Origin of the sequence: Pseudomonas sp. TUM22785 (genome assembly GCF_028198105.1) — a bacterium.
Lineage (GTDB): Bacteria > Pseudomonadota > Gammaproteobacteria > Pseudomonadales > Pseudomonadaceae > Metapseudomonas > Metapseudomonas solani.
The window spans coordinates 2,606,339-2,629,430 of the sequence record NZ_CP116239.1; the positions used below are offsets into that span (position 1 = coordinate 2,606,339).

Sequence of the window (23,092 nt, forward strand, 5' to 3'; positions counted from 1 at the left end):
GCTTCTTCCCTGTGAGCGAGGTGCGGATTTTCCGGGAAAAGCAGGCGCTGTCAAAGCGCTATTACGGCAGTTCGTCGGCTGGCGCACATCCCGGCCCGGCTCCGTGTGGAGCCGGGCCGGGCGGCTCAGTCGATGGTGGGCGAGGCCAGGCGCACGCCGCGCGGCGGCTTGGCCAGGTAGCTCCACAGGGCATTGGCGATGGCGTTGTGGTTGAGGCCGTCGCCGAACAGCTGCTGGCCGATGCACAGGCCGAGCTGGCGGTAGCTCTCGAACTGGGCCTCGTCGAAGAACTGGTCGGCGGTGCTCTGGTTGGGGAACACCGGGTTGGCGCGGGCGTAGTTGAACACGTCCACCGGCAGCGATTCGATCAGCCGCGGCTTGAGCAGGAGGATGCGGCTGGTGAGGGTGCGCGGCGCCTCGGCATCGTCGCGCTCGCCGCTGCTGAAGACGTTGAGCAGCATGGCGCAGCGACGGTCGCCGGCGGCCGGTGGCTGGCGGAAGCCATCGAGGCTGGAGAACACCTGGGACAGCAGCGGGTGGTCGAGCACGTCGCTGTCTTCCTCGATCTCCAGGGCGTGGTCGATGCGCGACAGGCGGATGAGGTTGGCCAGGTCGTCGAAGCGGTAGTCCGGGTCGCAGCCGCAGTCGCACATGACGATCAGCTCGATGTCCCGCTGCGGGCGCACCAGCTCATAGGTGGCGGTGTTCTCGAAGTGCCCGCCGTCGGTGAGGTAGAGCTTGTCGCGACGATGGCCGTGGAAGTGCGCGGTGAGTTCGTAGAACAGGTAGGTCTGCGCCGGCAGCCAGCGCGACAGGCGCTCGGAGTTCTTCGACGGGCCGGCCTGGCGCGGCGGGAAGTTGCTCTGCCACCAGGTGCCCAGGCGCACGTTGGCCAGGCCCAGGGCCAGGGAGGTGCCGAGGCTGGTGGCGCGGCCCAGGCCGGTGCTGAAGGCGGCGCCGGAGGTGGCCACCCATTGGCCGAGGGACAGCGGCTGGTTGATCTCGCCCTTGCCGCTGGGCGGGATGCGCACCTTGCGTTCGCCGTCGAGGATGAAGCTCACCGCTTCGGCGTCCGGGTTGCCCGGGGCGTACCAGTAGGGCGCCACGCACAGCGGCTTGCCCTTGCGGTCGCGCTGCACCAGTTGCTCGGAGGGGTCCACGGTGAGGTTCATGGTGACGTTGATCAGGTGCAGCGGGCCGGCGGTGCGGGTGCGGTAGTAGGCGTCCAGGGCGATGTCGTCGTGGGACAGGGTCTGTGCCACGCTCATGCGCTTGCGGCTCTGCCGGCTAGGCACGTCGAAGCGCTGGCCGTTGGACGCGCCGAGGTAGGCGCGGGTCAGGCGCGCGGCGTAGAAGGCTTGCAGGGTGGAGAGGTTGATGAAGCCGATGAACTGGCCGGAGACCCACGCCAGCAGCGCGGCGACCACCGCCAGGCCGATGAGGCGCTGCAGGGCGAAGGGCGGCATGGCATCCGGGCCGGGCACCTGGCCGTTCCAGGCCACCCATTGCACCAGCAGGCCCCAGACCAGGGCGATGCACACCAGCATCACGGTGCCTGCGACCAGGGCGATCACATCCAGCGGCAACTTGCTCAGCCAACTGGGCAGCGGCTTGTCGTCGGAGGAGCGGGCCAGGTGCCGGGCGATCCAGGCCAGCGCCGGCAGCAGCGCGGCGGGGGCGGAGGCCTGCCAGTAGCCCTGGGCGAGCACCACATAGAGCTCCTGGGCCAGTTGGTGGAGCAGCGCCAGGGCCAGCAGGGCAGCGGTGAAGGTGATGGACTGGCTCAGGGCGCGGGTCACCCGCAGGCGGTAATTGCGCACGTTGTTGGCGTCGAGGCCGGCGTCGTCGCGGCTCGGCTTGCGTTCCTGGGTGAAGACCAGCGCGGCGCACCAGAGCAGCCCGAGCACGGTGACGATGATGGTCAGCCACAGCAGGATTTCCACCGGGTTGGTGGTGTCGGGCGTGTGCAGTTGCAGGTAAATGGCGGGGGCGGCCATGGCGATGATGATCACCACGGCGCAGAGGGTCGCCCAGTTGGCCAGGGCTGGGGGTTCGTCCTGGCTCTTGCGCGAGTAGATCAGCCAGTAGGCGAGCATCAGCGGTGCCACGCTGAGCAGCGTCACCACGCCGGGCACCAGCAGCAGGCTGCCGCAGAAGGGGCTGCCCGGCCAGAAATGGCAGACGGCGCCCTGGGTGAGGGCGATCAGGGCCAGCACCAGCAGCATCGGCATGCCGATCACGTACTGCACCGAGAGCCAGTTGCGCCAGGTCATCGCCAGGGCATAGATCAGGTCGCCGGCGCCGGTGGGCGTCAGGTAGCGGCCGTTCTCCCGCAGCCAGGCGGTGGGGCCGTCACCCACCGGGGCGGCCTGGTAGTTGTCGGAGGAGTGGATGCGCCCCGGCGGCTGGTAGCGCATCACCCGGTAGGCGTCGAGGGCGGCCTGGCGGGCCTTTTCCTGCTCGTCGCCATTGACCGGGCGCAGGCGCTCGGGCTGGAACAGGCTGGAGAAGAACGAGCCCATGTAGCCGCCGCCGCTGACGGTGGAGAGGTAGTCGAAGCGGGGCAGCAGGCGGGCGCGGGGATCGTCTTCGCTGTGCTTCGGCTGGCGGTTGGCGCCGGGGTCGACGGGCGCGCGGGCCAGGGCCTGGAGCACGCCGAAGCAGAAGGTGGCGCTGCGGATGCCGCCGCCGGAGAGGGCGACGGCCCAGGGGCGGCGCGGCGCCTCGTTGTCCGCGTCGAGGCCGAGGGCCTTGCGGCGCCAGGTGATCCGGTCCTGTTCCGCCTTGTACTGGTCTTCCATCCGCCGCTCCCTGGTCGTTGTAGGTCTTCGCTGAAGTCCGCCTAGTAAAGCAGGAGTCGGGCCGATTGCCATTACGGCAAGCGGGCGGCAGGGGCCTGCCGCCTCCGGCAAGCCCTGGCCTCGCCGGAGGCGCGTAGTGGCCTGCAAGCCGCGCCCGGCGTGGGTTTTCAAGCGGTTGAAGGCAAAGGTTTTTGTCGCTGGGGGCCGGTGTGGCGGGGCAGGGCTGGCACGGCCATTGCTCCCCAGGCCCTGTGCTTGAAATTCCGTATGGCAGCACACGCCGGCTTGGTGCAGTTGCAAGCCCCAGCCCTCCAACCCCGGCAGCGGTCCGCCGGGCAAGGCCAAAAGGAAACCCCATGAAGATCAACGCAGGAGTGAACGACTGGTATTCCTACATCAGGCAGTCCAACGCTATGAAAGACCCCTCGATCTCCGCCCTCGACAAGTCCGTCCAGGTCCAGGAGGAGAACGCTTCCCGCTACCAGGACAGGGTGTCCATTTCCGAGGAGGCCAAGAGCCTCCTCAGCCAGGTCGATGGAGGTGACCCCAGCCTCGCCGACGATCCGTTGAGCCGGGTAGCGCCCGAGGCGACCTACAGCCCTGCCAGCCTGCAATCGCCTGCCGCCGCCAGCGAGCCGGAAACCCAGGCCGCCACCCGCGATGGCGCTGCCGTCGACTCATCGGGCCCGCCCTGGCGCGTCCTCTCCGCCGGGCAGTCCCTGACCGCCATCAGCCCGGCCGAGGCTGAGGCGCGTATCGACGAGGTCACCCGCCAACGCGTCGCCCTCTATCAGAAGGCCATGGAGGCCGGTGCCAGTGACGAGGAGATCGGGCGGCAGATGGCCGCCTTCAACGCGGCGTTGCCGGATGACTACAAGGCCCTGGCCGGCAAGACCGAAGACCCCGCCGCTGCGCTGCGGGTGATGACCGAAGGCGCGGGGCTGACGGTCAGCCAGGACCCCGACGCGCGGCTGAGGTCGCTGGGCATGCAGGTGAGCTGATGTTCAGTGGGTTCCCGCGCTCGCGGGGGCCCACTGAAAAGCTCCGCAGGTTTACTTCCCCTACGGCTTGCTTGTGCACGCCGCGCCCTGTGGCTGGCGCGACAGGTGCAGGGCGATCAGCAGCGCCAGGCTGAGCATCAGGCCGACGAACAGGCCGATGCCGTTCCAGCCGGCGCGATTCCAGAACAACCCGCCGACCGTGCCGGCGATCCCCGAGCCCGCGTAGTAGAAGGTCTGGTACAGCGAAGCCGCCTGCCCCTTGGCCTGCACGGCGCGGCGCCCGACCCAGCTGCTGGCCACCGAGTGGGCGCCGAAGAAGCCGAAGGTGAACAGCAGCATGCCCAGCAGGATCAGCGGCAGCGGCGTGAGCAGGGTCAGGCCGAAGCCGGCGAGCATCAGCAGGATCACCGCCCAGAGCACCTTCTGCCGGCCGACGCGATCCGCCAGGGAGCCGACCATCGCCGAGCTGTAGGTGCCCGAGAGGTAGACGATGGAAAGCATGCCCACCGCCGCCTGGCTGAGGTGGTAGGGCGCATCCAGCAGGTGGAAGCCGATGTAGTTGAAGACGGTCACCAGGCTGCCCATGAGCAGGAAGGCTTCGAGGAACAGCAGCGGCAGGCGTGCATCGCGAAAATGCAGGGCGAAGCCGCCGAAGAGGTTTTTCGCGGTGATGGGCCGCGCCTGGAAGTGCCGCGACTCGGGCAGCACGCGCCAGAACACCAGCCCGGCGATCAGGGCCAGGGCGCCGATGCAGGCGAGGGTCCAGTGCCAGGACACGTAGTCGACCATCACCCCGGCCACCAGCCGCCCGCTCATGCCGCCGATGGCGTTGCCACCGATGTACAGGCCGACGGCGAGGCCGGTGTGGCGCGGGTCGATCTCCTCGCTCAGGTAGGTCATGGCCACGGCGGTCAGCCCGCTCAGCGACAGGCCCACCAGCACGCGCATGAGCAGCACCATTTCCCAGCTCTGCATGGCCGCGCTGGCCAGGGTGAAGAGCCCGGCGCAGAGCAGCGAGACCCCCATCACCCGCTTGCGCCCGAGGGCGTCGGAGAGCGAGCCGGTCACCAGCAGGCCGCAGGCCAGGGCCAGGGTGGAGACGGAGAGGATCATGCTGCTCTGCGCCGCGCTGATGGCGAAGGCCTGGGCCAGCACCGGCATCATCGGCTGCACGCAGTAGAGCAGGGCGAAGGTGGCGAAGCCGCCGCAGAACAGCGCGAGGCTGGTGCGCAGGAAGGCGGGGGTGCCTTTTTCGATATGGCTGGGCAGGGCGCTGTCCTGGGCGGACGGATTCATCATGGACCTCGGCAAGGCTTCATCAGGGCCCCGGCGCCTGTCGTGCAGGCGTGCGCCGTCGCACCCGCTGATCGGGGGTGGAGTGGCTGCTTCGTTCGGGATATGGGCAAAGCCTATCGGCGGGGAGTGATACTTTCCAATATATTGTTCGGCATCTTTGATAGGCAGGACATATCATTCCCGCCATGGAACTCCGTCATCTCCGTTACTTCATCGCCGTTGCCGAAGAGCTGCATTTCGGCCGCGCCGCCGAGCTGCTGGGCATCTCCCAGCCACCCTTGAGCCAGCAGATCCAGGCGCTGGAGGAGGAGCTGGGCGCGCGCCTGTTCGAACGCACCAACCGCCGCGTGGCGCTGACCGAGGCGGGGCGGCTGTTCCTCGTCGAAGCGCGCCAGGTGCTGGCCCAGGTGGGGCAGGCCACCGAGGTGGCGCGCCGGGCCCAGCGCGGCGAGCTGGGTGAGCTGAAGGTCGGCTTCACTTCGTCGGCGCCTTTCACCTCGGTCATACCCGAAGCCATCTTCCGCTTCCGTCGCGCCTACCCGGACGTGCAGCTGGAGGTGCACGAGATGGTCAGCCGCGACGTGGCCGAGGCGCTGCTCAACGGGCGCATCCAGGTGGGGCTGATCCGCCCGCTGCCGCTGCCCGAGTCCCTGGTGGCGGTGGAGCTGTTCCGCGAGCCGCTGGTGGCGGTGCTGCACGCCGACCATCCCCTGGCGACGGACCCGGCCCTGGACGCCGGGCTGTACCTGCAGGCCCTGGCCGCCGAGCCTTTCGTGTACTTCCCGCGCACTGCCGGTACCGGGCTCTACGACCAACTGATCGCCCTGACCCACGAGATGGGCTTCAGCCCACGCATCACCCAGGAATCCCACAGCGCGCTGACCATCATCGGCTTGGTGGCGGCGGGGCTCGGCGTCTCGGTGCTGCCGGCGTCCTTCACGCGCATGCAGTTCGACGGCGTGGTCTACCGCCGCCTGCTCGACCCCGTGGCGACCACGGCGGTCTGGCTGGTGCGCCGCAGCGACGAGCGTTCGCCGTTGTCACGTTCCTTCATCCAGATGCTGACGCAATGAGATTCGCAGGATCAGGCAAGCATCCCGCAGGAATCGTCTAACCGGGAAAGCCTTCCCGCCCGTAGTCTTTCGCTGTATCGGCGCTGACTACGGGCGCCGCATGCCGAGGTCGAAGGCGATGCGAGAGCAACAGCGAAGCAACCCGCGCAAGGCCGATCGTGCAGCACTGCCGGTGATCCTGTGGTTGCTGGTGCTGACGTCCCTGTTTCTCGCCACGCCATTGATCGAGGCCTGTGTCCTGGGCCACGCGCAAGAGGAGAACAGTCCATGACCCCATCCCCATCCTTTACCAGCCTCGCCTCGATCCGCGCCCGCAACGGGCGTTCGGCCGAGCTGGGCGAGCGCCTGCTCGCCCTGGTCGAACCGGCGCGGCGCATCGAGGGTTGCATCAGCCACGACGTGCTGCGCGCCCCGGGTGACCCCGACCTGTGGTTGCTGCAGGGCCGCTGGGCCAGCCAGGCGGCGCTGGAGCACTATTGCGACGGCACCTGCGGCCAATGCCTGGCCGAGGTGCTGCAGGGCGCCCTGGTGCTGGAGGCGAGCTACTCCAGCGACACCCTCTAGCTTCACCGCGGCGCTGCAATGGCGCAGGCGTACCCGCCCCATCCACGGCGGCTTTCAACCCTATAGATAATCCCTAAGAGCCGCGCCCCGGCTGCTTCCCTATCATCGGCCCACTGATTTCCGCAGCCTGGCTGCCACTTCAAGGAGAGCCTGATGAGCGAGCAAGACAAAGCGGCCGCACTGGACGACGCCACCCTGGAATTTGCCAACAAGGTGTTCGACCTGGCCCGCGCCGGAGATGCACACAACCTGGTGGCACTGCTCGACCAGGGGCTGCCGGCGGACCTGCGCAACCACAAGGGCGACAGCCTGCTGATGCTGGCCAGCTACCACGGCCACGCAGACACGGTGCGTGCCCTGCTGGAACGCGGCGCCGACCCGGACCTGCGCAACAACAACGGCCAGACCCCGCTCGCCGGTGCCGCCTTCAAGGGCGACCTGGCCATGGTCGAGCTGCTGCTGGCCCACGGTGCCGATGTGGAGGGCCCGATGCCCGATGGCAAGACAGTGTTGATGATGGCCGCCATGTTCAACCGGGGCGAGATCATCGACAGCCTGCTGGCCCACGGCGCGCGCATCGACGCCACCGACGCCGGCGGCGCCACCGCCCTGTCCGCCGCCCGGCAGATGGGCGCTGCGCAAGCGCTGGAGCGGCTGTCCGCCCGGCATTGATCCCGGATGGGTTGTGGGCTCCCTGTGGGAGCGGATTCATCCGCGATTGGATTGCGTCCGCGCCCGCCGCATCCCCCTCACCCCGTAGGGCGGGTGAAACCCGCGTTGTCGTGGGCCCCGCCTTGTCGGGTTGCCCCTGACCTACAACGGCACGGCGCCGTAGGTTGGTGCCGAGCGCAGCGAGGCCCAACACCGCGAATTCCCGCTCGGCTCAGACGCATTGGGCACCACCCATGTAGGGGCGACTTAAGTCGCCAAGCAGCCCGCAGGGCTGCTATGGCTCGGTGTTGCAGGTAGCACCGCCTGGTGGGTGAAAAGAGCGTCATCCACCCTACAAAAGCTGTCGGCGACAGGGCGTGGAAAGGGGGGGCGGCCGTAGGGCGGGTGCAACCCGCGAAAGCCTTCCTCTCAGATTTCCAAACACCAGAAATGAAAAAGGAGCGGCGCTTGTGGCGCTGCTCCTTTGCCCGAAGGCCTTGGATGGCGGGACGAGCCGCCTGTTGGAAAAGGCGCCAGGCGGATCACCGGGAACCTTGGGTGCCCACATCCCTCTTGAGGAGGCAGGCGCCAGGGGCAGAAGCCCCTGGTTGGAACGGGTGGCGGGCCAGGTGTTCGCCTGGCCCGCCGGCCATCAGCCGATGGTCATCAGGCTGGCGTTGCCGCCGGCCGCTGCGGTGTTGACGCTCAGGGCGCGCTCGATCAGCAGGCGCTCCAGCGGTACCGCGGTCTCGCCTTGGGACAGGCCCTGGACACCGATGATCGGGCCTTTGCGCGCAGCCACTTGTTGGCAGATGCCGCGCAGCTGGTCCGAGTCACCGTGGTGCAGCACGGCGTCGAATTCCACGCCTTCGGCTTTCCAGTCAGCGACCAGCTGGATGCGTGCCTGTACCGCCTTGGGCAGCTTGCCGCGCAGGGCCTTGGTGAGGTCGCCGTCCTGCCAGATCACCGCGCTGCCGACCGCGAGGGCGGCGGCCAGCTGCACCAGCAGGTCGCCTTCGTCGTCGGCCAGGCCCAGCACATTGGCGCGGGGCAGCAGCATGTAGGTGTTGCGCTCGCCGGTCGGGCCGGGGAGGGTGCGGGTCAGGCCGCTCTGGGAGAGTTCGGCGAAGCCGTCGCAGAGGCTGGCCAGCTCGGCCTTGCCTTCCTTGCCCGCCCATTCCTTCAGCGCTGCGAGGGGGTTGCCCTGGCGTTGCTGCAGGCTGGTGCGCAGGTGGGTGTCGGCGGCCTGTTCGTCCATGCGCTTGAAGGTGCGGCTCACCGCGTCCACCGGGCGGGTGGCCAGCAGGCGGTACATGTACAGCGGGCCGCCGGCTTTCGGGCCGGTGCCGGAGAGGCCTTCACCGCCGAAGGGCTGCACGCCGACCACGGCGCCGACCATGTTGCGGTTGACGTAGAGGTTGCCGGCGTGGGCCTTGTCCACCACCTTGGCGATGGTCTCGTCGATGCGGGTGTGCACGCCCAGGGTCAGGCCGTAGCCGGTGGCGTTGATCTGGTCCAGCAGCTGGTCCAGGTCCTGGCGCTTGTAGCGCAGTACGTGGAGCACCGGGCCGAAGACTTCGCGCTCCAGCTCGTCCAGGCTTTCCAATTCGATCAGGGTCGGCATCACGTAGGTGCCGCGGCTCATCACGTCGCCTTCGGTGCGGGCGACCTGGAACACGTGGCGGCCCTTCTTGCGCATGGCGTCGATGTGCTTGTCGATGCCGGCCTTGGCTTCGGCGTCGATCACCGGGCCGATGTCGATGGCGAAGTTGTCCGGGTTGCCCAGGCGGCATTCGGCCATGGCGCCCTTGAGCATTTCCAGCGCGCGGTCGGCGACGTCTTCCTGGATGCACAGCACGCGCAGGGCCGAGCAACGCTGGCCGGCGCTGTCGAAGGCGGAGGCGACCACATCGGTGACCACCTGTTCGACCAGTGCGGAGGAGTCGACGATCATCGCGTTCTGGCCACCGGTTTCGGCGATCAGCGGGATCGGGCGGCCCTGGGAGTCCAGGCGGCCGGCGACGTTGCGGGCGAGGATGCCGGCGACTTCGGTGGAGCCGGTGAACATCACGCCCTTGACGCGCTCGTCGGCCACCAGTGCGGCACCGACGGTGTGGCCTTCACCCGGCAGCAGCTGCACGGCGCCTTCCGGGATGCCGGCTTGCAGCAGGATGCGCACGGCCTGGGCGGCGATCAGCGGGGTCTGCTCGGCGGGCTTGGCCAGCACGGTGTTGCCGGCGGCCAGAGCGGCAGCTACCTGGCCGCTGAAGATCGCCAGGGGGAAGTTCCACGGGCTGATGCACACCACCGGACCCAGCGGGCGGTGGCTGTCGTTGGCGAAGTCGTGGCGTGCCTGAGCGGCGTAGTAGCGGAGGAAGTCCACCGCTTCGCGCACTTCGGCGATGGCGTTGGCGAAGGTCTTGCCGGCTTCGCGGGCCAGCAGGCCCATCAGCGGCTGGATCTCGGCTTCCATCAGGTCGGCGGCGCGGTCCAGGGCGGCGGCGCGCTCCACCGGCGGAGTGGCCTGCCAGATCGGCGCGGCGCTCAGCGAGGCGAGCACGGCGTTGCCGACGTCTTCCAGGCTGGCGTTCTGCACGTGGCCGACGATGTCGCGACGGTCCGCCGGGTTGGCCACCGGCAGGCTCTCGCCGGCGCTGGCTGCGCAGCCGAGCATCGGCTGGGCACGCCAGTCGGCGTGGCCGCTGCTGAGCAGGGCGCTGGACAGCGAGCCCAGGCGGTGCTCGTTGGACATGTCGATGCCGCTGGAGTTGGCACGGGCGGCGCCGTACAGGTCACGCGGCTGGGGAATGCGCGGGTGCGGCTTGCCCAGTGCACCTTCGGCGGCAGCGATGGCTTCGATGCTGACGACCGGGTCTTCCACCAGCTGCTTGATGGAGATGGTCTGGTCGGCGATGCGGTTGACGAAGCTGGTGTTGGCGCCGTTTTCCAGGAGGCGGCGGACCAGGTAGGCCAGCAGCGTTTCGTGGGTGCCCACCGGTGCGTAGATGCGGCACGGGCGGTTCAGCTTGCCTTCGGCGATCTTGCCCACCACTTGCTCGTACAGCGGCTCGCCCATGCCGTGCAGGCACTGGAACTCGTACTGGCCGGGGTAATAGTTCTGCCCGGCGATGTGGTAGATAGCCGAGAGGGTGTGGGCGTTGTGGGTGGCGAACTGCGGGTAGATGGCATCCGGCACCGCCAGCAGCTTGCGCGCGCAGGCGATGTAGGAAACGTCGGTGTAGACCTTGCGGGTGTAGACCGGGAAGCCTTCCAGGCCGTCGACCTGGGCGCGCTTGATCTCGCTGTCCCAGTAGGCGCCTTTCACCAGGCGGATCATCAGGCGGTGGCGGCTGCGGCGGGCCAGGTCGATGACGTAGTCGATCACGTACGGGCAGCGCTTCTGGTAGGCCTGGATGACGAAGCCGACGCCGTTCCAGCCCTTGAGCTGCGGCTCGAAGCAGAGGCGTTCGAGCATGTCGAGGGAGATTTCCAGGCGGTCCGCTTCTTCGGCGTCGATGTTCAGGCCGATGTCGTATTGCTTGGCCAGCAGGGTCAGCGACAGCAGGCGCGGGTACAGCTCGTCCATCATCCGCTCGTACTGGGCGCGGCTGTAGCGCGGGTGCAGGGCGGAGAGCTTGATGGAGATGCCCGGGCCTTCATAGATGCCGCGGCCGTGGGACGCCTTGCCGATGGAGTGGATGGCCTGCTCGTAGGAAGCCAGGTAGCGCTGGGCGTCTTCCTCGGTCAGCGCGGCTTCACCGAGCATGTCGTAGGAGTAGCGGAAGCCCTTGGTCTCGAAGCTGCTGGCATTGGCCAGGGCTTCGGCGATGGTTTCGCCGGTGACGAACTGCTCGCCCATCAGGCGCATGGCCATGTCCACGCCCTTGCGGATCAGCGGCTCGCCGGACTTGCCGATGATGCGGTTCAGCGAGCTGGAGAGGCCGGCCTCGTTGTGGGTCGACACCAGCTTGCCGGTGATCAGCAGGCCCCAGGAGGCGGCGTTGACGAACATCGAGGGGCTCTGGCCCAGGTGTTGTTGCCAGTTGCCGTTGCTGATCTTGTCGCGGATCAGGGCGTCGCGGGTGCCCTTGTCGGGGATGCGCAGCAGGGCTTCGGCCAGGCACATCAGCGCCACGCCTTCCTGGGAAGAGAGGGAGAACTCCTGCAGCAGGCCCTGGACGATGCCGGCGCGGCCGCTGGCGCTCTTTTGGTTGCGCAGCTTCTCGGCGATGCCGTAGGCGAGCTTGTAGGTGGCGTCGGCCATGTCGGCAGGCAGACGTGCCTGCTCCAGCAGCATCGGCACCACTTCTTCCTCGGGGCGGCGATAGGCCCCGGTGATGGCGGCACGCAGCACGGACTGCGGCAGGATGCTTTCGGCGAAATCGAGGAACGGCTGGTGGATCGGGTCGATCAGGGCTTCCACGGCCTCCAGGTCACCCTCGGCCAGGCGCGCGGCGATGCCTTGGAGCTCGGGAAGGGTCTTGCCGCTTTCCAGGGTCTCCAGGTAGCTGTAGATGGCCTGCTTGATCAGCCAGTGGGGCGTGCGGTCGATCTGGCGGGCGGCCTCTTTCAGGCGCTCACGGGTGGCTTCGTCGAGCTTCACGCCCAGGGTGGTGGTGGTTGCCATTTCTTATCCTCATTCTTGCCGTGGTCGCGACGGCTTTTGCGGCGCCAAGAGTAGCTGCGCATGAAGCGGGGTGCAACCAGGTGCAACCTAAGTTTTTCCAGTCAATCCGACCATTGGCCGGGCCGTGCAGCAAAAGCCGCACCGCCTTGGTGCCCGTGGCCTGTAGCGCTTCCTTATAAGGTGCAACCCGGTGGCCGGTGGCAGGGTAACCAGCCAGTCACAAGCCTAGACGCTTTCTGGTTGCACCTGTGGAATCAATCGGCGGGCCGACGGGCTGCACCGGGGCGGCGCAAGGGGTCGAGCAGTGGCTTGAGGCCGTTGTGGTCGATCTCCTGCATGAGGGCGAGCAGTCTGCCGATCTCACCTTTCGGGAAGCCTTCACGGGCGAACCAGTTGAGGTAGTGGCCGGGCAGGTCGGCGAGCAGGCGGCCCTTGTACTTGCCGTAGGGCATTTCACGGGTCACCAGGAGCAGCAGGTCTTCGGGTTTCATCGGTCTCGCGCCGGCCGGGAGAAGGGAAGTGGGCAAGAATACCTGCTAACCGGCTACTGTCACTTGAGCCTGAGTCACGAAGCCGATATTTTTGAGCCGCCTAATCATTAGTCTGCTACCAAATAGGGCGCGGACCACCCCGGAATCCCCATGAGCACCAACCCCCCATCGCTGCGACGAGAGGAGCCCCTGAAGGGCATCCTGCTGGTGTGCCTGGCGATTTTCCTGTTCTCCAGCCATGACGCGATCTCCAAGTACCTGTCGGCGTTCTACCCGATCGTCATGGTGGTGTGGGTGCGCTACCTGGTGCACACGCTGCTGATGGCCGGCTTCCTGCTGCCCCGCGAGGGCCTGCGCGTGCTGCGTACCCAGCGCCCGCTGCTGCAGCTGGGCCGGGCGCTGTGCCTGATCGGCACCAGCCTGTTCTTCACCACCGGCCTGCGCTACATCCCCCTGGCGGAGGCCACGGCGGTGAACTTCCTGGCACCGCTGGTGGTGACCGCGCTGTCGGTGCCCTTCCTTGGCGAGCGCGTCACCCGTGGGCAGTGGGTGGCGGTGCTGCTGGGCCTGGGCGGGGTGATGCTGATCGTGCGGCCGGGCAGCTCGCTGTTCACTCCGGCGATTCTCCTGCCGCTGGCCTCGGCGCTGTGCTTCGGTTTCTACCAGTTGTTCACCCGACGCCTGAGCCAGACCGACAGCCCGGGTACCAGCAACTTCATCACCGGCATCACCAACACCCTGATCATGAGCACCCTGGTGCCGTTCTTCTGGGAAGCACCGACCACGCTGGCCCACGGCCTGCTGTTGCTGGCGCTGGGTGCCTGCGGGATGGGCGGGCACGTGCTGCTCACCCAGGCCTTCCGCCATGCCTCACCGGCGCTGCTGGCGCCGTTCAGCTATGGGCAGATCGTCTTCGCCGGGTTGCTCGGCTTCCTGCTCTTCGGCCACGCGCCGGATGCCATCGGTATCGCCGGCATCCTGGTGATCGTCGGCAGCGGCCTGTTCACGGCCTACGCGCAGCGGCGCTGAAGTCGTCAGCGCTGCGGGCCAGCGTGTGGCTGGCCTGGGCGTTGTCGACGTACTCCTTGAGCCAGCGCAGCACCTCCACCGGTTCCCAGCGGGCCGGGTCGAAGAGGGCATAGGCCAGCCCCTGGTAACCCACCACATCGAGCTGCTTGTGGTAACCGGCGCGCTGGAACAGCGCTTCGATCTCCGCCAGGCAGGTGTTGAAGTGCACCCGTGTGAACGGCGTCTTGCCGTCGGTCACCAGCCCTTCCAGGCGCAGTTCCGCGACCGCCTCGCTCACCTCGTCCACGGCCATGCGATTGACCGTGTATTTCAGCTGCAGTACGTCGACCATCCCTGTTCTCCTCCTCAATGCAGGCCTTGCGCCTTGTTGCGGCTTCCAGCCGACTGGCGCAGGGGGCGGGGGGCCGGCCGCTTCGGCAAGCGGGGTGGAAAGCCGAGACCGGCGACCTGGGAGACGATGATCCCAGGGATTTGTGACAGTGGTTTTGGCAAGGCGGGTGGGGCTGAAAGGTTCATAGGACGCTTCTCTGAAATACTGTATATTTATACATCTATCAGCTTCGCCGCTTCGTTTGCAACCAAACTCCGATGAATAAACGTTGTCAGTGAAGGCCTTGAAAACAGCCGTACCGGGAACCCCAGAAGTAATGATCCGTCTCGTCCTGCTGCTGAGCCTTCTATTGGCCGGCACCGCCAACGCCTCCGCCCCCCGCACCTTCCAGGAAGCCAAGAAGGTCGCCTGGAAGCTCTACGCCCCCCACCCCGTCGAGTTCTATTGCGGCTGCCGCTACAGCGGCAACAAGGTCGACCTGAAAAGCTGCGGCTACGTGCCCCGCACCAATGCCCAGCGCGCCAAGCGCATCGAGTGGGAGCACATCGTTCCGGCCTGGGTCATCGGCCATCAGCGCCAATGCTGGCAGAAGGGCGGGCGCGAGAACTGCGCCAGGCACGACGCCGCCTTCCGCCGCGCCGAGGCCGACCTGCACAACCTGGTGCCGAGCATCGGCGAGGTGAATGGCGACCGCAGCAACTACGGCTTCGGCTGGCTGCCGCAAAAGCCCAGCCAGTACGGCGCCTGCCCGATGGTGGTGGACTTCAAGGCGCGCAAGGCCATGCCGCGCCAGCAGGTGCGCGGCATGATCGCGCGCACCTACTTCTACATGAGCGAACGCTACGGCCTGCGCCTCTCCAAGCAGGACCGCCAGCTCTACAGCGCCTGGAACAAGCAATACCCGGCCGAAGCCTGGGAGCGTAACCGCAACCAGCGCGTCGCCTGCGCCATGGGCCACGGCAACCACTTCGTGGGGACGGTGAACCTGAAGTTGTGCAAGTGAGGACGGCGGCCTTGCCTGGCGGCGGGACCGGTGTCAGATCTCGATGATCAGATCCGGATCGAAGCCGGTCTGCTGCTCCGGGTAGCCGCGCGGGTTGCTCAGCACCCGCGTGCCCGCCAGCTCATAGTCCTGCCGGGTATGCACATGGCCGTGGACCCACAGGTCTATCCGTTCCCCCATCAGGTCATCCCAGGCATTCGCATAGGCTGCATCGAGGCGATCACCCGAATGTGGGTGTCCTTCCATGGAGCGCAGGGAGGGCGCGTGGTGGGTGATGACCACGGTCTTGCCGTCCCAGGGTTCAGCCAACTTGTCGACCAGCCATTGCCGGGTCCTGGCTGATTCCTCGATCACATCGGCGGGCCGCAGCCGGCGATAGCTCCCGGTCCGGATTTTGCGGAAATCGTTCAGGGTCATCTGCGCGGACAGGGTCGCGAGCGTGGCGTCACCCAGCGAGCTGTAGTCCGTCCACATGGTCGCCCCCAGGAACCTCACATCCCCGAGCCTGAATTCATCTCTATCGAGCACGTGCACGCGGTCGGTCTGCGCCTCGCGCATCTTCTCCAACGTCCCGGTGAGGTGCCCCTTGTAGTACTCGTGATTCCCCGGAACGTAGAGCACCGGGCAATCGAAGACCCCGGCTGCCCAGGCGACGCCCCGGGCACGCACATCGACATCACCCGCCAGAATCACCAGATCGGCGTCGTTGACCGTGGGTACATAGGGGTGAAATTCGTTATGCAGATCCGAAAGGATGTGGAGGCGCATGCGTTGCTCATTCGCGTGGGGGCGACGGTGAGCATGCCACTGCAGGAGAAGTTCTCGCCACTCACGGGGTGGGTAGCGAGGCCAATCGCGAATGAATCTCCCACGAGGCGGCAGTGCAGGCACCCCTTGTGGGAGCGGCTTCAGCCGCGAAAGACCTTCCGCAGGCACCCGGTTGCGAATGGCCGGATAACCCAGGGCGACTGAAGTTGCCCCTACGGGGCGGCCTGGCGCTGTATGCCGTTTTTCCCAGTGATCTGTGCCTATCGGCTGCCGCCCGTTGCGCCCTAGCATCGGTCATCGATGAAGAGGGCAGTGCGATGGACGGAATTCCCGGTGGTATCGAATTTCCTGGCCTGCAGGTGCGGCGGCTGGTGCCGGACGACCTGGAGCGGATTTGCGTGCACCGCGAGGCGATGTTCCTCGAAGCGGGCGGCGACCCGGCGGGGCTGCGGGTGATGACCGAGCATTTCCGCCCCTGGCTGCGCGAGCGCCTGGCCGACGGCCGCTACTACGGCTTCGCGCTGATGCACGAGGCGCGCGTTGCGGCGGCCATCGGCCTGATGAGCATCGAATGGCCACCGCACCCCGCCCGTCCTGAACAGGACCAGCGCGGCTATGTGCTGAACGTATTCGTCGAGCCCGACTACCGGCGTCGGGGCCTGGCGTCGGCGCTGATGAAGCTGGCGGAGGCCGAATTCACCCGTCGTGGCCTGGGCTTTGCCGTGCTGCATGCGACCCAGGTCGGCCGCCCGGTGTACGAGGCGCTGGGCTGGGCGGCCACCAGCGAGATGGCCAAGGCCATTGGCTAAGCCTCCATCCCGGCACCGTCCCTGGCCGGAAATCACCGCGCTGTCCCCTTAAGCCCCCCTGGCTGTCCGCGATTGCCCTCAGCCCTTGTCGAGCGGCTGGCTTAACGTTGCCCTCTACCCACCACAACAAGAGCCCGTGCCGGCTGCCTGGCACGGTAGACGAGGGGAGTGCGATGCCGAAACCCAGAACACTGCTGATTCCCGCCGCCCTGCTGGCCCTGGCCGGGCTGCTTGGCGGTTGTGGCGAGGAGGCCAAGCCGGCCGCGCCGCAGAACGCCGCCACCCTGGCCCCCACCGACCCGGCCCTGGCCAAGGTCTACGACACCAGCTGCAAGCTGTGCCACGCCAACCCCGCCTCCGGCGCCCCGCAGAGTGGCGACACCGCGGCCTGGGCGCCTCGTGTAGCCCAGGGTACGGACAGCCTGCTGGACCACAGCATCAATGGCTTCAAGGGCATGCCGCCGATGGGCATGTGCATGCAGTGCTCGGAAGAACAATTCCTCGCACTGATCTCTTTCATGTCCGGTCAGCACCTCGAATAAGGCGTCCTCCATGGTTATGAATCTCACCCGACGCCAACTGCTGCAAAGGGCCGGCGTCGCTGGCGCCTTCACGGCCCTGGCCTGCACCCCGGCAATGGCGGAACTGGTCCGCGCACCCCGCCTGATTCCCTGGCGCAACTGGTCCGGCGGGCAGAGCTGCCTGCCCCAGGCGCGCCTCGCCCCGCAGAACCTGGACGAGCTGGTCCAGGCCATCCGCCAGGCCGAAGGCAAGGTCCGCCCGGTGGGCTCGGCCCACTCCTTCAGCGCCCTGGTGCCCACCGACGGCACCCTGGTGTCGCTCGCCTATTTCAATGGTTTGCTGAGCCACGACCCGGCCACCCTGCAGGCGGAGTTCGCCGCCGGCACGCCGATGTCGCTCATGGGCCCGGCGCTCAAGGATGTGGGCCAGGCCCTGCACAACATGGCCGACATCGACTACCAGACCCTGGCCGGGGCGATCGCCACCTCGACCCACGGCACCGGCGTCGGCTTCGGCTCCTATTCCGACCATGTCACCGGCCTGCAACTGGTGACCGCCAGCGGCGAGGTGCTGGATTGCGATGCCCAGCGCCACCCCGAGGTGTTCAATGCCGCGCGGGTGTCCCTCGGCGCCTTCGGCATCGCCACCCGGGTGCGCATGCAGAACCGCGAGGCCTACCGCCTGCGCGAGAAGCAGTGGATCGCCAGCACCGAGGAGCTGCTGGAGGACGTGGACAACCTCACCCGTGACAACCAGCACTGGGAAATGCTGGTGATCACCCATTCCGACTACGCGCTGTCCATCGCCCTCAACGAGACCACCGACCCGGCGACACCGCCGCTGGACCCGGCGGAGGAGGGGGGCAACGAGTTCGTGAAGATCATCGAGAACCTCGACAAGTACGGCAGCGACTTCCCCGCCGCGCGCCGCGCGCTGCTCAACAGCCTGCGCCATATCGCCAGCTTCGATGACCGGGTCGGCGACTCCTACGAGATCTACGCCAACGTGCGCAACGTGCGCTTCAACGAGATGGAATACTCGGTGCCCGCCGAGCACGGCCCGGCCTGCCTGCGGGAGATCCTTGCGCTGATCCGCGAGAAGGACCTGCGCACCTGGTTCCCCATCGAGTACCGCTACGTGAAGGCCGACGACATCCCCCTGAGCATGTTCGAGGGGCGCGACAGCTGCTCGATCTCCGTGCACCAGCACTACGGCATGGACCACCACAACTTCTTCGCCGCCGTCGAACCGATCTTCTGGAAGTACGCCGGCCGGCCGCATTGGGGCAAGTTGCACACGCTGAATGCGCGCACCCTGCAGCCGCTCTACCCGCGCTGGAAGGAATTCACCGAGGTGCGCCAGGCGCTGGACCCGAGCGGCAAGTTCCTCAATGCGCACCTGTCCTCGATCCTCGGCGTGGCCTGATAACAAGGAGAAGCCATGAACCGTCGCAAATTCCTCGTCGGCACCGCCGGTGTCGGCGTGCTGCTCGCCGGTGTCGGTGCCTGGATGCGCCCGGCCGACAAGGGCGCCCCCTACAGCGATTACTTCGCGCGGCTGAACCGCGAGCTCAAGGAGCGGGGGCCGATGCACCCGGTGATGCTGATCGACCTGGACCGGCTGGACCACAACATCGACGTGGTGATGCAGTCGGTGCGCCGTGCCGGCAAGGCCTTGCGCCTGGTGGAGAAGTCGCTGCCATCGCCGCAGCTGCTCGACTACATCGCCAAGCGCGCGGGCACCCGGCGGATGATGTCGTTCCACCAGCCCTTCCTCAATCACGACGCCGAGCGCTTCCCCGATTCCGACCTGCTGCTCGGCAAGCCGATGCCGGTGCGCTCGGCGCAACTGTTCTACGAAAGCCACCGCGGCGCCTTCGACCCGACGACCCAGCTGCAATGGCTGCTCGACACCCCCGAGCGGCTGGAGCAGTACCTGGCGCTGGCCAAGGGCCTGAACACGCGCATGCGCATCAACATCGAACTGGATGTCGGGCTGCATCGGGGCGGCGTACAGGACCAGGCGACCCTGGGGCGGATGCTCGGCCTGATCGGCGCCAACCCGCAGCACCTGGAGTTCGCCGGCTTCATGGGCTACGACCCCTTCGTCGGCATGGGCGTGCCGGGCATCCTCGGCTCGCCCGAGGAGTTGTTCGCCAAGGTGATGACCCTCTACGACGGCTTCGTCGACTACACCCGCACCCAGCACGCCGCGCTGTGGCGCCCGGGTCTGACGCTGAACACCGCCGGCAGCCCGAGCTACCGCATGCACGAGCGCGAGCGCACCAGCAGCGAGGTGTCGGTGGGCTCGGCGCTGCTCAAGCCCACCCATTACGACCTGCCGTCCCTGGAGGAGCACCAGCCGGCGGCCTATATCGCCACGCCGGTACTCAAGAGCACCGGTGCGGTGCGGATCCCGGCGCTGGACGGGAAGTCGGCGCTGTTCTCCTGGTGGGACCCGAACCAGCGCGAGACCTTCTTCATCTACGGCGGCAACTGGATGGCCGAGCCGGAGTCGCCCAGGGGGCTGCAGTTCAACGGCCTCTACGGGCGCAGTTCCAACCAGGAGATGGTCAACGGTTCCCACGCCGTCGGCCTGGGCGTGGATGACCAGGTGTTCCTGCGGCCGACCCAGTCGGAATCCATCCTCCTGCAGTTCGGCGACCTGCTGGCGGTGCGCGATGGGCGCATCGTCGACACCTGGCCGGTGTACAGCTGAGTGGGTGGGACAACACCGTAGGTTGGCGCCGAGCGCAGCGAGGCCCAACGGTGCGATGACTCGGCCGCGCTGTGTTGGGCTTCGTACCTCAGCCCAACCTACGGGACGGTGCTGCAATGGATCGCCCGCACTGCGAACGGAAAACCCCGGGCATTGGCCCGGGGTTTTCGTATTGGCCTGTCAGAGGGTGAAGGGCAGGTTCAGCTTGGCCCAGAACATCTCGCCTTCCGGGCGGTTCTCCACGGCGAATTCCTTGGCCCAGCGCATCTCCACGCTGGCGTACTTGAGGAAGGTGAGGTGCACGGCCGGGCCGATGGCGAAGACCTGGCCGCGCACGCCGTCGTCCACATCCTCGCCCATGAAGGTCACCGTCCTGCCGAACTGCTCGTCGTCGGTGGTCTGCTTCACGTAGTAGCCGTTCAGGCCCAGGCGCAGGTTGTCGGTCACCCGGTAGCTGGCGGAGTAGTCGAAGTGGAACAGCTGCCCGGAGCGGTAGTCGGTGTCGTGGTTTTCCTCGTTGAAGCTGTAGGTGGTCTTGATCGACAGCTCGGTGCGGTCGTCGGGCTGCCAGGTCGCCGAAAGCATCGGTTTGTAGGTGTAGAAGTTGTTGCTGGTGTTGGCCGGGCGCGCGGCGTCGTAGCTGCCGGTGGGGATTGTGATCTCCAGGGCGGCGCCCAGGGTCAGGTCCTTGCCCATGTCCCAGAGGATGAGCGGTGCGACTGTGGTGTCGCCCTGGCTTTCACGTTCGCTCTGCATGCCGAACATGGCCACCTGCTGGCGCATATAGGGCTGCGCGACGTAGCCGCCGACACGGCCACCGAACACCCGCAGCGGGCTGAGGTAGTCCAGGCGCGGGATGAGTGCGTCGGAGGTGATCTTCACGTCCGGCACCTTGCCGCCGAGGGAGCTGATGTCCAGCTTCTTCGACTCGTAGTGGTTGTAGTAGAGGTTGAAGGCGAACATGTGGTCCGGCAGGTTGTTCACGTCCAGCGGCAGGACGAAGAAGCCGTCGGTACCGGGGCCGATGTTGTCGACACCGTTTTCGGTGGCCTGGGCCGGTGAGGAGAGGGAGGTCGCCATGGCGAGGGATGCTGCCAGCACGGACAGCCGGGGGACACGGATAGGTTTCATAGTGAGCTCATTTCTTATTGTTGGTGGACGGCTCCGGGGCGTGGCCCGGGCCGCCGCATAGAAATAAGCGCTCAAGGCCGAGGGATGCAGGGCATTGCCGGACAATCAGGGGGCCTTTCGGGGCCAGGCCGCAATATTCAGTTACACCCTCATCTGGGACACCCGCTAACGCGATATGATGGCGCCGCCACGCCCCTCTCCAGAACAAGAATTCCGGGCGCGTGGCTGGGGAACCGCTCGCCATGTCCATTACCACCACCGATGCCCAGTTCGACCTCGCCCTGGTTTCGCCCTTCCTCCTGCAGACCCTCGCGGAGGTGGCGCACGACAAGGGCGTCAGCGGCGAACGCCTGTGCCGCGGGCTCGGCTTCACCCTCGAAGAGCTGCAGGACCCTGCCCAGCGCATCTCCTATCGCCAGGCCGTGACCATGATCCAGCGCGCGCTGGTCGCGTTGCCCGAGCGCGGCCTCGGACTCTGGGTCGGGCACCGCAACGTGCTCGGCACCCTCGGCCTGCTGGGCCACGTGCTGTCCCTGTGCAAGACCCTGCGCGACGCCTTCGAGATCGGCCAGCGCTTCCAGCACACCTCCGGCGGCATGGCCGTCTACACCCTGCGCGAAGGCGCGGGCGAAAGCTTCGTCGAAGTGGAATGCCGGCTGCCCTACGCCGATGTGCAGCTGTTCGCCGTGGAGGAGTTCTTCGCCAGCCTGGTGGTCTACAACAACGCGCTGATCGGCCGCGAGTTCCAGCCCCTGCGCTTCGAGTTCACCCACGCCGCGCCGGCCTACGAGGCCGAGTACCAGCGCCTGCTGGGCCCCAACCTGCACTTCGGCTGCCTGCATAACCGCATGGTGATCGACAGCCTCTGGCTGGACATGCAGCTGCCCAGCCACCAGCCCGTCGCCCTGCGCCAGGCGCTCAACCTGCTGGAGCTGGAGTGCGCCCAGGTGCAACAGAAGATGGGCCTGCTGCAGACGGTGGAGCGGGCCATCGCCCGTGACCTGGCCCAGGGCTGCCATATCGACAAGGTGGCCAGCGAGCTGAACATGAGCAGCCGCACCCTGCGCCGCCGCCTGACCGAGCACGACATGACCTTCGACGCCCTGCAGGAGCAGGTGCGCCGCGCGCGGGCCATGAGCCTGCTGAGCAACCCGGAGATGCCCATCGAGCGTATCGCCGAAGAGCTCGGCTACAGCGACATCCGCGGCTTCCGCCGGGCCTTCAAGCGCTGGACCGGGCTCAGCCCTTCGGCGTATCGCGATGAGGCGCCATCCCTGTCCACGGGCGCTGACTAGCTAGCGGGCTGGGTGGACTCATCCACCCAGCCCGCCGTCCTTTTACTCAGTACTGACAGAACCTGATGCGGTTGCCGAAGGGGTCGTACACCTGCAGTTCCTGGCCCCAGTTCTGCTGGACGATGTCCGGGCGGCCGTAGTTGTAGCGTTTGCCGAGCAGTTCATCGCGCAGGGTAGTGATAAGGGCCCCCGGTGTCGGCGAGCCCGTTCGTGGTTGAGGGGACCCGCGAACTAGCGCCGTGGATCCCGCCACAGGGTGAGCAGCGCCAGGGCCGCGACCCAGATCACCGAGACCCCGTAGTTGAGCCGCTGGTAAAGGCCGAAGAGGTGGCCATCGGCGAAGGCCTTGCCCATCAGCGCCACGGTTGTCAGGGCCAGCACCACGCAGAGCGCCGAGAACAGCCCGAAGCCGGGGGCGCCGAGCAGGCGCCGGCCGAGAAACACCCACAGTGCGCTGGCCAGGGTCAGCGAGAGGAACATCACCAGCCCTGCCAGGTTGTGCACCTGTTGCGAGAGCGACGGTTGTGCCGGTGCGCAACCCTGGTCGCAGGGGAAGTAGCCGGTGGCGAAACTGGCCAGGCCGTGCAGGGCGATCAGCGCAGCGCTCAGCAGTGCCAGGCGCGAGGCCTGGAAGTGCCTCGCCACACCCACCGCGAAGAGCACGAACAGCAGCCCCAGGGGCAGGTTGTTCACCCAGGCGGAGAAGCCCCGGGTAGGCGCGCCCTCGGCCCCCAGTTGGCTCATCGCCTGGTCGAGGTGGCTGTAGCCGGGGTAGGCGAGCGCGGTCAGCGCGACCCCGGCGAACAGCCAGAACGGAATCAGCACACCCAGCCCCAGCAGGGCCCGGTCAATCGTCTTCACGGCAGTACTCCCACTCATCACGGATAGCGTTCCGACTCCTGCGGAATCACGGCTCCATGCTAGGGCGCGCCCCTGCCGACGGTTACCGAATTTTTTGCAAGGCAGCTTGCGCATGCGTCAT

The 23,092-nt window shown here is 67.2% G+C and carries 20 protein-coding genes and 1 pseudogene; 12 read left to right on the forward strand and 9 right to left on the reverse strand.

What is annotated here, in order from left to right; translation table 11 throughout:
• Positions 1-125 precede the first annotated feature (125 nt).
• A complete protein-coding gene (locus PI990_RS12050) occupies positions 126-2,801 on the reverse strand; it encodes a hypothetical protein (RefSeq protein WP_271660738.1) in 2,676 nt (891 codons plus the stop codon).
• Positions 2,802-3,157: 356 nt separating this feature from the next.
• Here PI990_RS12050 and PI990_RS12055 point away from each other — a divergent pair, with 356 nt between their 5' ends.
• Positions 3,158-3,802, forward strand: a complete 645-nt coding sequence (locus PI990_RS12055) for a hypothetical protein (RefSeq protein WP_271660739.1) — start codon at positions 3,158-3,160, stop codon at positions 3,800-3,802.
• Positions 3,803-3,862: 60 nt separating this feature from the next.
• Here the strand turns inward: PI990_RS12055 and PI990_RS12060 are convergent, their stop codons facing one another.
• Positions 3,863-5,101, reverse strand: a complete 1,239-nt coding sequence (locus PI990_RS12060; RefSeq protein WP_021222119.1) for an MFS transporter — start codon at positions 5,099-5,101, stop codon at positions 3,863-3,865.
• Between the two features lie 182 nt (positions 5,102-5,283).
• On the opposite strand from PI990_RS12060, the gene PI990_RS12065 reads away from it, so the two are divergent.
• From PI990_RS12065 to PI990_RS12080, 4 genes are all read left to right on the forward strand, one after another.
• Positions 5,284-6,171 (forward strand): LysR family transcriptional regulator, encoded by an 888-nt coding sequence (locus PI990_RS12065; protein WP_184489441.1) that lies wholly within the window; start codon positions 5,284-5,286, stop codon positions 6,169-6,171.
• Between the two features lie 118 nt (positions 6,172-6,289).
• A complete protein-coding gene (locus tag PI990_RS12070; RefSeq protein ID WP_158480955.1) occupies positions 6,290-6,442 on the forward strand; it encodes a hypothetical protein in 153 nt (50 codons plus the stop codon).
• The gene (locus PI990_RS12075; protein WP_271660740.1) at positions 6,439-6,735 is read left to right on the forward strand and encodes an antibiotic biosynthesis monooxygenase family protein; all 297 of its coding nucleotides are present in this window, start codon (positions 6,439-6,441) and stop codon (positions 6,733-6,735) included. The genes PI990_RS12070 and PI990_RS12075 overlap by 4 nt, the downstream gene beginning before the upstream one ends.
• A 153-nt stretch (positions 6,736-6,888) precedes the next feature.
• Positions 6,889-7,407: an ankyrin repeat domain-containing protein gene (locus PI990_RS12080; RefSeq protein ID WP_271660741.1), complete on the forward strand. Its 519-nt coding sequence runs from the start codon at positions 6,889-6,891 to the stop codon at positions 7,405-7,407.
• 631 nt (positions 7,408-8,038) lie between these two features.
• Here PI990_RS12080 and putA read toward each other — a convergent pair.
• Complete coding sequence (putA, locus tag PI990_RS12085) at positions 8,039-12,013, reverse strand: trifunctional transcriptional regulator/proline dehydrogenase/L-glutamate gamma-semialdehyde dehydrogenase (RefSeq protein ID WP_271660742.1); 3,975 nt, start codon at positions 12,011-12,013, stop codon at positions 8,039-8,041.
• A 254-nt stretch (positions 12,014-12,267) separates the two neighbouring features.
• Positions 12,268-12,504 carry a DUF3820 family protein gene (locus PI990_RS12090; RefSeq protein ID WP_021222124.1) on the reverse strand — a complete coding sequence of 79 codons (237 nt, stop codon included), beginning with the start codon at positions 12,502-12,504 and terminating at the stop codon, positions 12,268-12,270.
• A gap of 150 nt (positions 12,505-12,654) precedes the next feature.
• On the opposite strand from PI990_RS12090, the gene PI990_RS12095 reads away from it, so the two are divergent.
• Positions 12,655-13,533 (forward strand): DMT family transporter, encoded by an 879-nt coding sequence (locus PI990_RS12095; RefSeq protein ID WP_021222125.1) that lies wholly within the window; start codon positions 12,655-12,657, stop codon positions 13,531-13,533.
• Here the strand turns inward: PI990_RS12095 and PI990_RS12100 are convergent.
• A complete protein-coding gene (locus PI990_RS12100; RefSeq protein ID WP_021222126.1) occupies positions 13,508-13,864 on the reverse strand; it encodes a hypothetical protein in 357 nt (118 codons plus the stop codon). The genes PI990_RS12095 and PI990_RS12100 overlap by 26 nt on opposite strands.
• A 316-nt stretch (positions 13,865-14,180) precedes the next feature.
• On the opposite strand from PI990_RS12100, the gene PI990_RS12105 reads away from it, so the two are divergent.
• A complete protein-coding gene (locus PI990_RS12105) occupies positions 14,181-14,867 on the forward strand; it encodes an endonuclease I family protein (RefSeq protein ID WP_271660743.1) in 687 nt (228 codons plus the stop codon).
• A 33-nt stretch (positions 14,868-14,900) separates the two neighbouring features.
• Here the strand turns inward: PI990_RS12105 and PI990_RS12110 are convergent, their stop codons facing one another.
• Positions 14,901-15,635, reverse strand: coding sequence for a metallophosphoesterase (locus PI990_RS12110; RefSeq protein ID WP_271660744.1), 735 nt, complete (start codon positions 15,633-15,635; stop codon positions 14,901-14,903).
• A 317-nt stretch (positions 15,636-15,952) separates the two neighbouring features.
• Here PI990_RS12110 and PI990_RS12115 point away from each other — a divergent pair, with 317 nt between their 5' ends.
• From PI990_RS12115 to PI990_RS12130, 4 genes are all read left to right on the forward strand, one after another.
• The gene (locus PI990_RS12115) at positions 15,953-16,444 is read left to right on the forward strand and encodes a GNAT family N-acetyltransferase (protein WP_271660745.1); all 492 of its coding nucleotides are present in this window, start codon (positions 15,953-15,955) and stop codon (positions 16,442-16,444) included.
• Positions 16,445-16,617: 173 nt separating this feature from the next.
• Complete coding sequence (locus PI990_RS12120; protein ID WP_021216739.1) at positions 16,618-16,986, forward strand: c-type cytochrome; 369 nt, start codon at positions 16,618-16,620, stop codon at positions 16,984-16,986.
• 94 nt (positions 16,987-17,080) lie between these two features.
• Positions 17,081-18,391: a D-arabinono-1,4-lactone oxidase gene (locus PI990_RS12125; protein ID WP_371877144.1), complete on the forward strand. Its 1,311-nt coding sequence runs from the start codon at positions 17,081-17,083 to the stop codon at positions 18,389-18,391.
• An 84-nt stretch (positions 18,392-18,475) separates the two neighbouring features.
• Positions 18,476-19,684, forward strand: a complete 1,209-nt coding sequence (locus PI990_RS12130; protein WP_271661294.1) for a DSD1 family PLP-dependent enzyme — start codon at positions 18,476-18,478, stop codon at positions 19,682-19,684.
• Positions 19,685-19,864: 180 nt separating this feature from the next.
• Here PI990_RS12130 and PI990_RS12135 read toward each other — a convergent pair whose 3' ends face one another.
• Positions 19,865-20,815 (reverse strand): SphA family protein, encoded by a 951-nt coding sequence (locus PI990_RS12135; protein ID WP_271660746.1) that lies wholly within the window; start codon positions 20,813-20,815, stop codon positions 19,865-19,867.
• A 242-nt stretch (positions 20,816-21,057) separates the two neighbouring features.
• On the opposite strand from PI990_RS12135, the gene PI990_RS12140 reads away from it, so the two are divergent.
• The gene (locus PI990_RS12140) at positions 21,058-22,110 is read left to right on the forward strand and encodes an AraC family transcriptional regulator (RefSeq protein ID WP_271660747.1); all 1,053 of its coding nucleotides are present in this window, start codon (positions 21,058-21,060) and stop codon (positions 22,108-22,110) included.
• A 46-nt stretch (positions 22,111-22,156) separates the two neighbouring features.
• Here PI990_RS12140 and PI990_RS12145 read toward each other — a convergent pair.
• Positions 22,157-22,291 (reverse strand): annotated as a pseudogene (locus PI990_RS12145) (glyoxalase superfamily protein); the annotation flags it as partial.
• A gap of 50 nt (positions 22,292-22,341) precedes the next feature.
• Positions 22,342-22,971 carry a DUF998 domain-containing protein gene (locus PI990_RS12150; protein ID WP_184489425.1) on the reverse strand — a complete coding sequence of 210 codons (630 nt, stop codon included), beginning with the start codon at positions 22,969-22,971 and terminating at the stop codon, positions 22,342-22,344.
• Between the last annotated feature and the right edge of the window lie 121 nt (positions 22,972-23,092).

Coding starts and splice junctions, on each gene's coding strand:
- PI990_RS12050 (WP_271660738.1), bottom strand. CDS start 2,801: ATGGAAGACCAGTACAAGGCGGAACAGGACCGGATCACCTGGCGCCGC.
- PI990_RS12055 (WP_271660739.1), top strand. CDS start 3,158: ATGAAGATCAACGCAGGAGTGAACGACTGGTATTCCTACATCAGGCAG.
- PI990_RS12060 (WP_021222119.1), bottom strand. CDS start 5,101: ATGATGAATCCGTCCGCCCAGGACAGCGCCCTGCCCAGCCATATCGAA.
- PI990_RS12065 (WP_184489441.1), top strand. CDS start 5,284: ATGGAACTCCGTCATCTCCGTTACTTCATCGCCGTTGCCGAAGAGCTG.
- PI990_RS12070 (WP_158480955.1), top strand. CDS start 6,290: ATGCGAGAGCAACAGCGAAGCAACCCGCGCAAGGCCGATCGTGCAGCA.
- PI990_RS12075 (WP_271660740.1), top strand. CDS start 6,439: ATGACCCCATCCCCATCCTTTACCAGCCTCGCCTCGATCCGCGCCCGC.
- PI990_RS12080 (WP_271660741.1), top strand. CDS start 6,889: ATGAGCGAGCAAGACAAAGCGGCCGCACTGGACGACGCCACCCTGGAA.
- putA (WP_271660742.1), bottom strand. CDS start 12,013: ATGGCAACCACCACCACCCTGGGCGTGAAGCTCGACGAAGCCACCCGT.
- PI990_RS12090 (WP_021222124.1), bottom strand. CDS start 12,504: ATGAAACCCGAAGACCTGCTGCTCCTGGTGACCCGTGAAATGCCCTAC.
- PI990_RS12095 (WP_021222125.1), top strand. CDS start 12,655: ATGAGCACCAACCCCCCATCGCTGCGACGAGAGGAGCCCCTGAAGGGC.
- PI990_RS12100 (WP_021222126.1), bottom strand. CDS start 13,864: ATGGTCGACGTACTGCAGCTGAAATACACGGTCAATCGCATGGCCGTG.
- PI990_RS12105 (WP_271660743.1), top strand. CDS start 14,181: ATGATCCGTCTCGTCCTGCTGCTGAGCCTTCTATTGGCCGGCACCGCC.
- PI990_RS12110 (WP_271660744.1), bottom strand. CDS start 15,635: ATGCGCCTCCACATCCTTTCGGATCTGCATAACGAATTTCACCCCTAT.
- PI990_RS12115 (WP_271660745.1), top strand. CDS start 15,953: ATGGACGGAATTCCCGGTGGTATCGAATTTCCTGGCCTGCAGGTGCGG.
- PI990_RS12120 (WP_021216739.1), top strand. CDS start 16,618: ATGCCGAAACCCAGAACACTGCTGATTCCCGCCGCCCTGCTGGCCCTG.
- PI990_RS12125 (WP_371877144.1), top strand. CDS start 17,081: ATGGCGGAACTGGTCCGCGCACCCCGCCTGATTCCCTGGCGCAACTGG.
- PI990_RS12130 (WP_271661294.1), top strand. CDS start 18,476: ATGCGCCCGGCCGACAAGGGCGCCCCCTACAGCGATTACTTCGCGCGG.
- PI990_RS12135 (WP_271660746.1), bottom strand. CDS start 20,815: ATGAAACCTATCCGTGTCCCCCGGCTGTCCGTGCTGGCAGCATCCCTC.
- PI990_RS12140 (WP_271660747.1), top strand. CDS start 21,058: ATGTCCATTACCACCACCGATGCCCAGTTCGACCTCGCCCTGGTTTCG.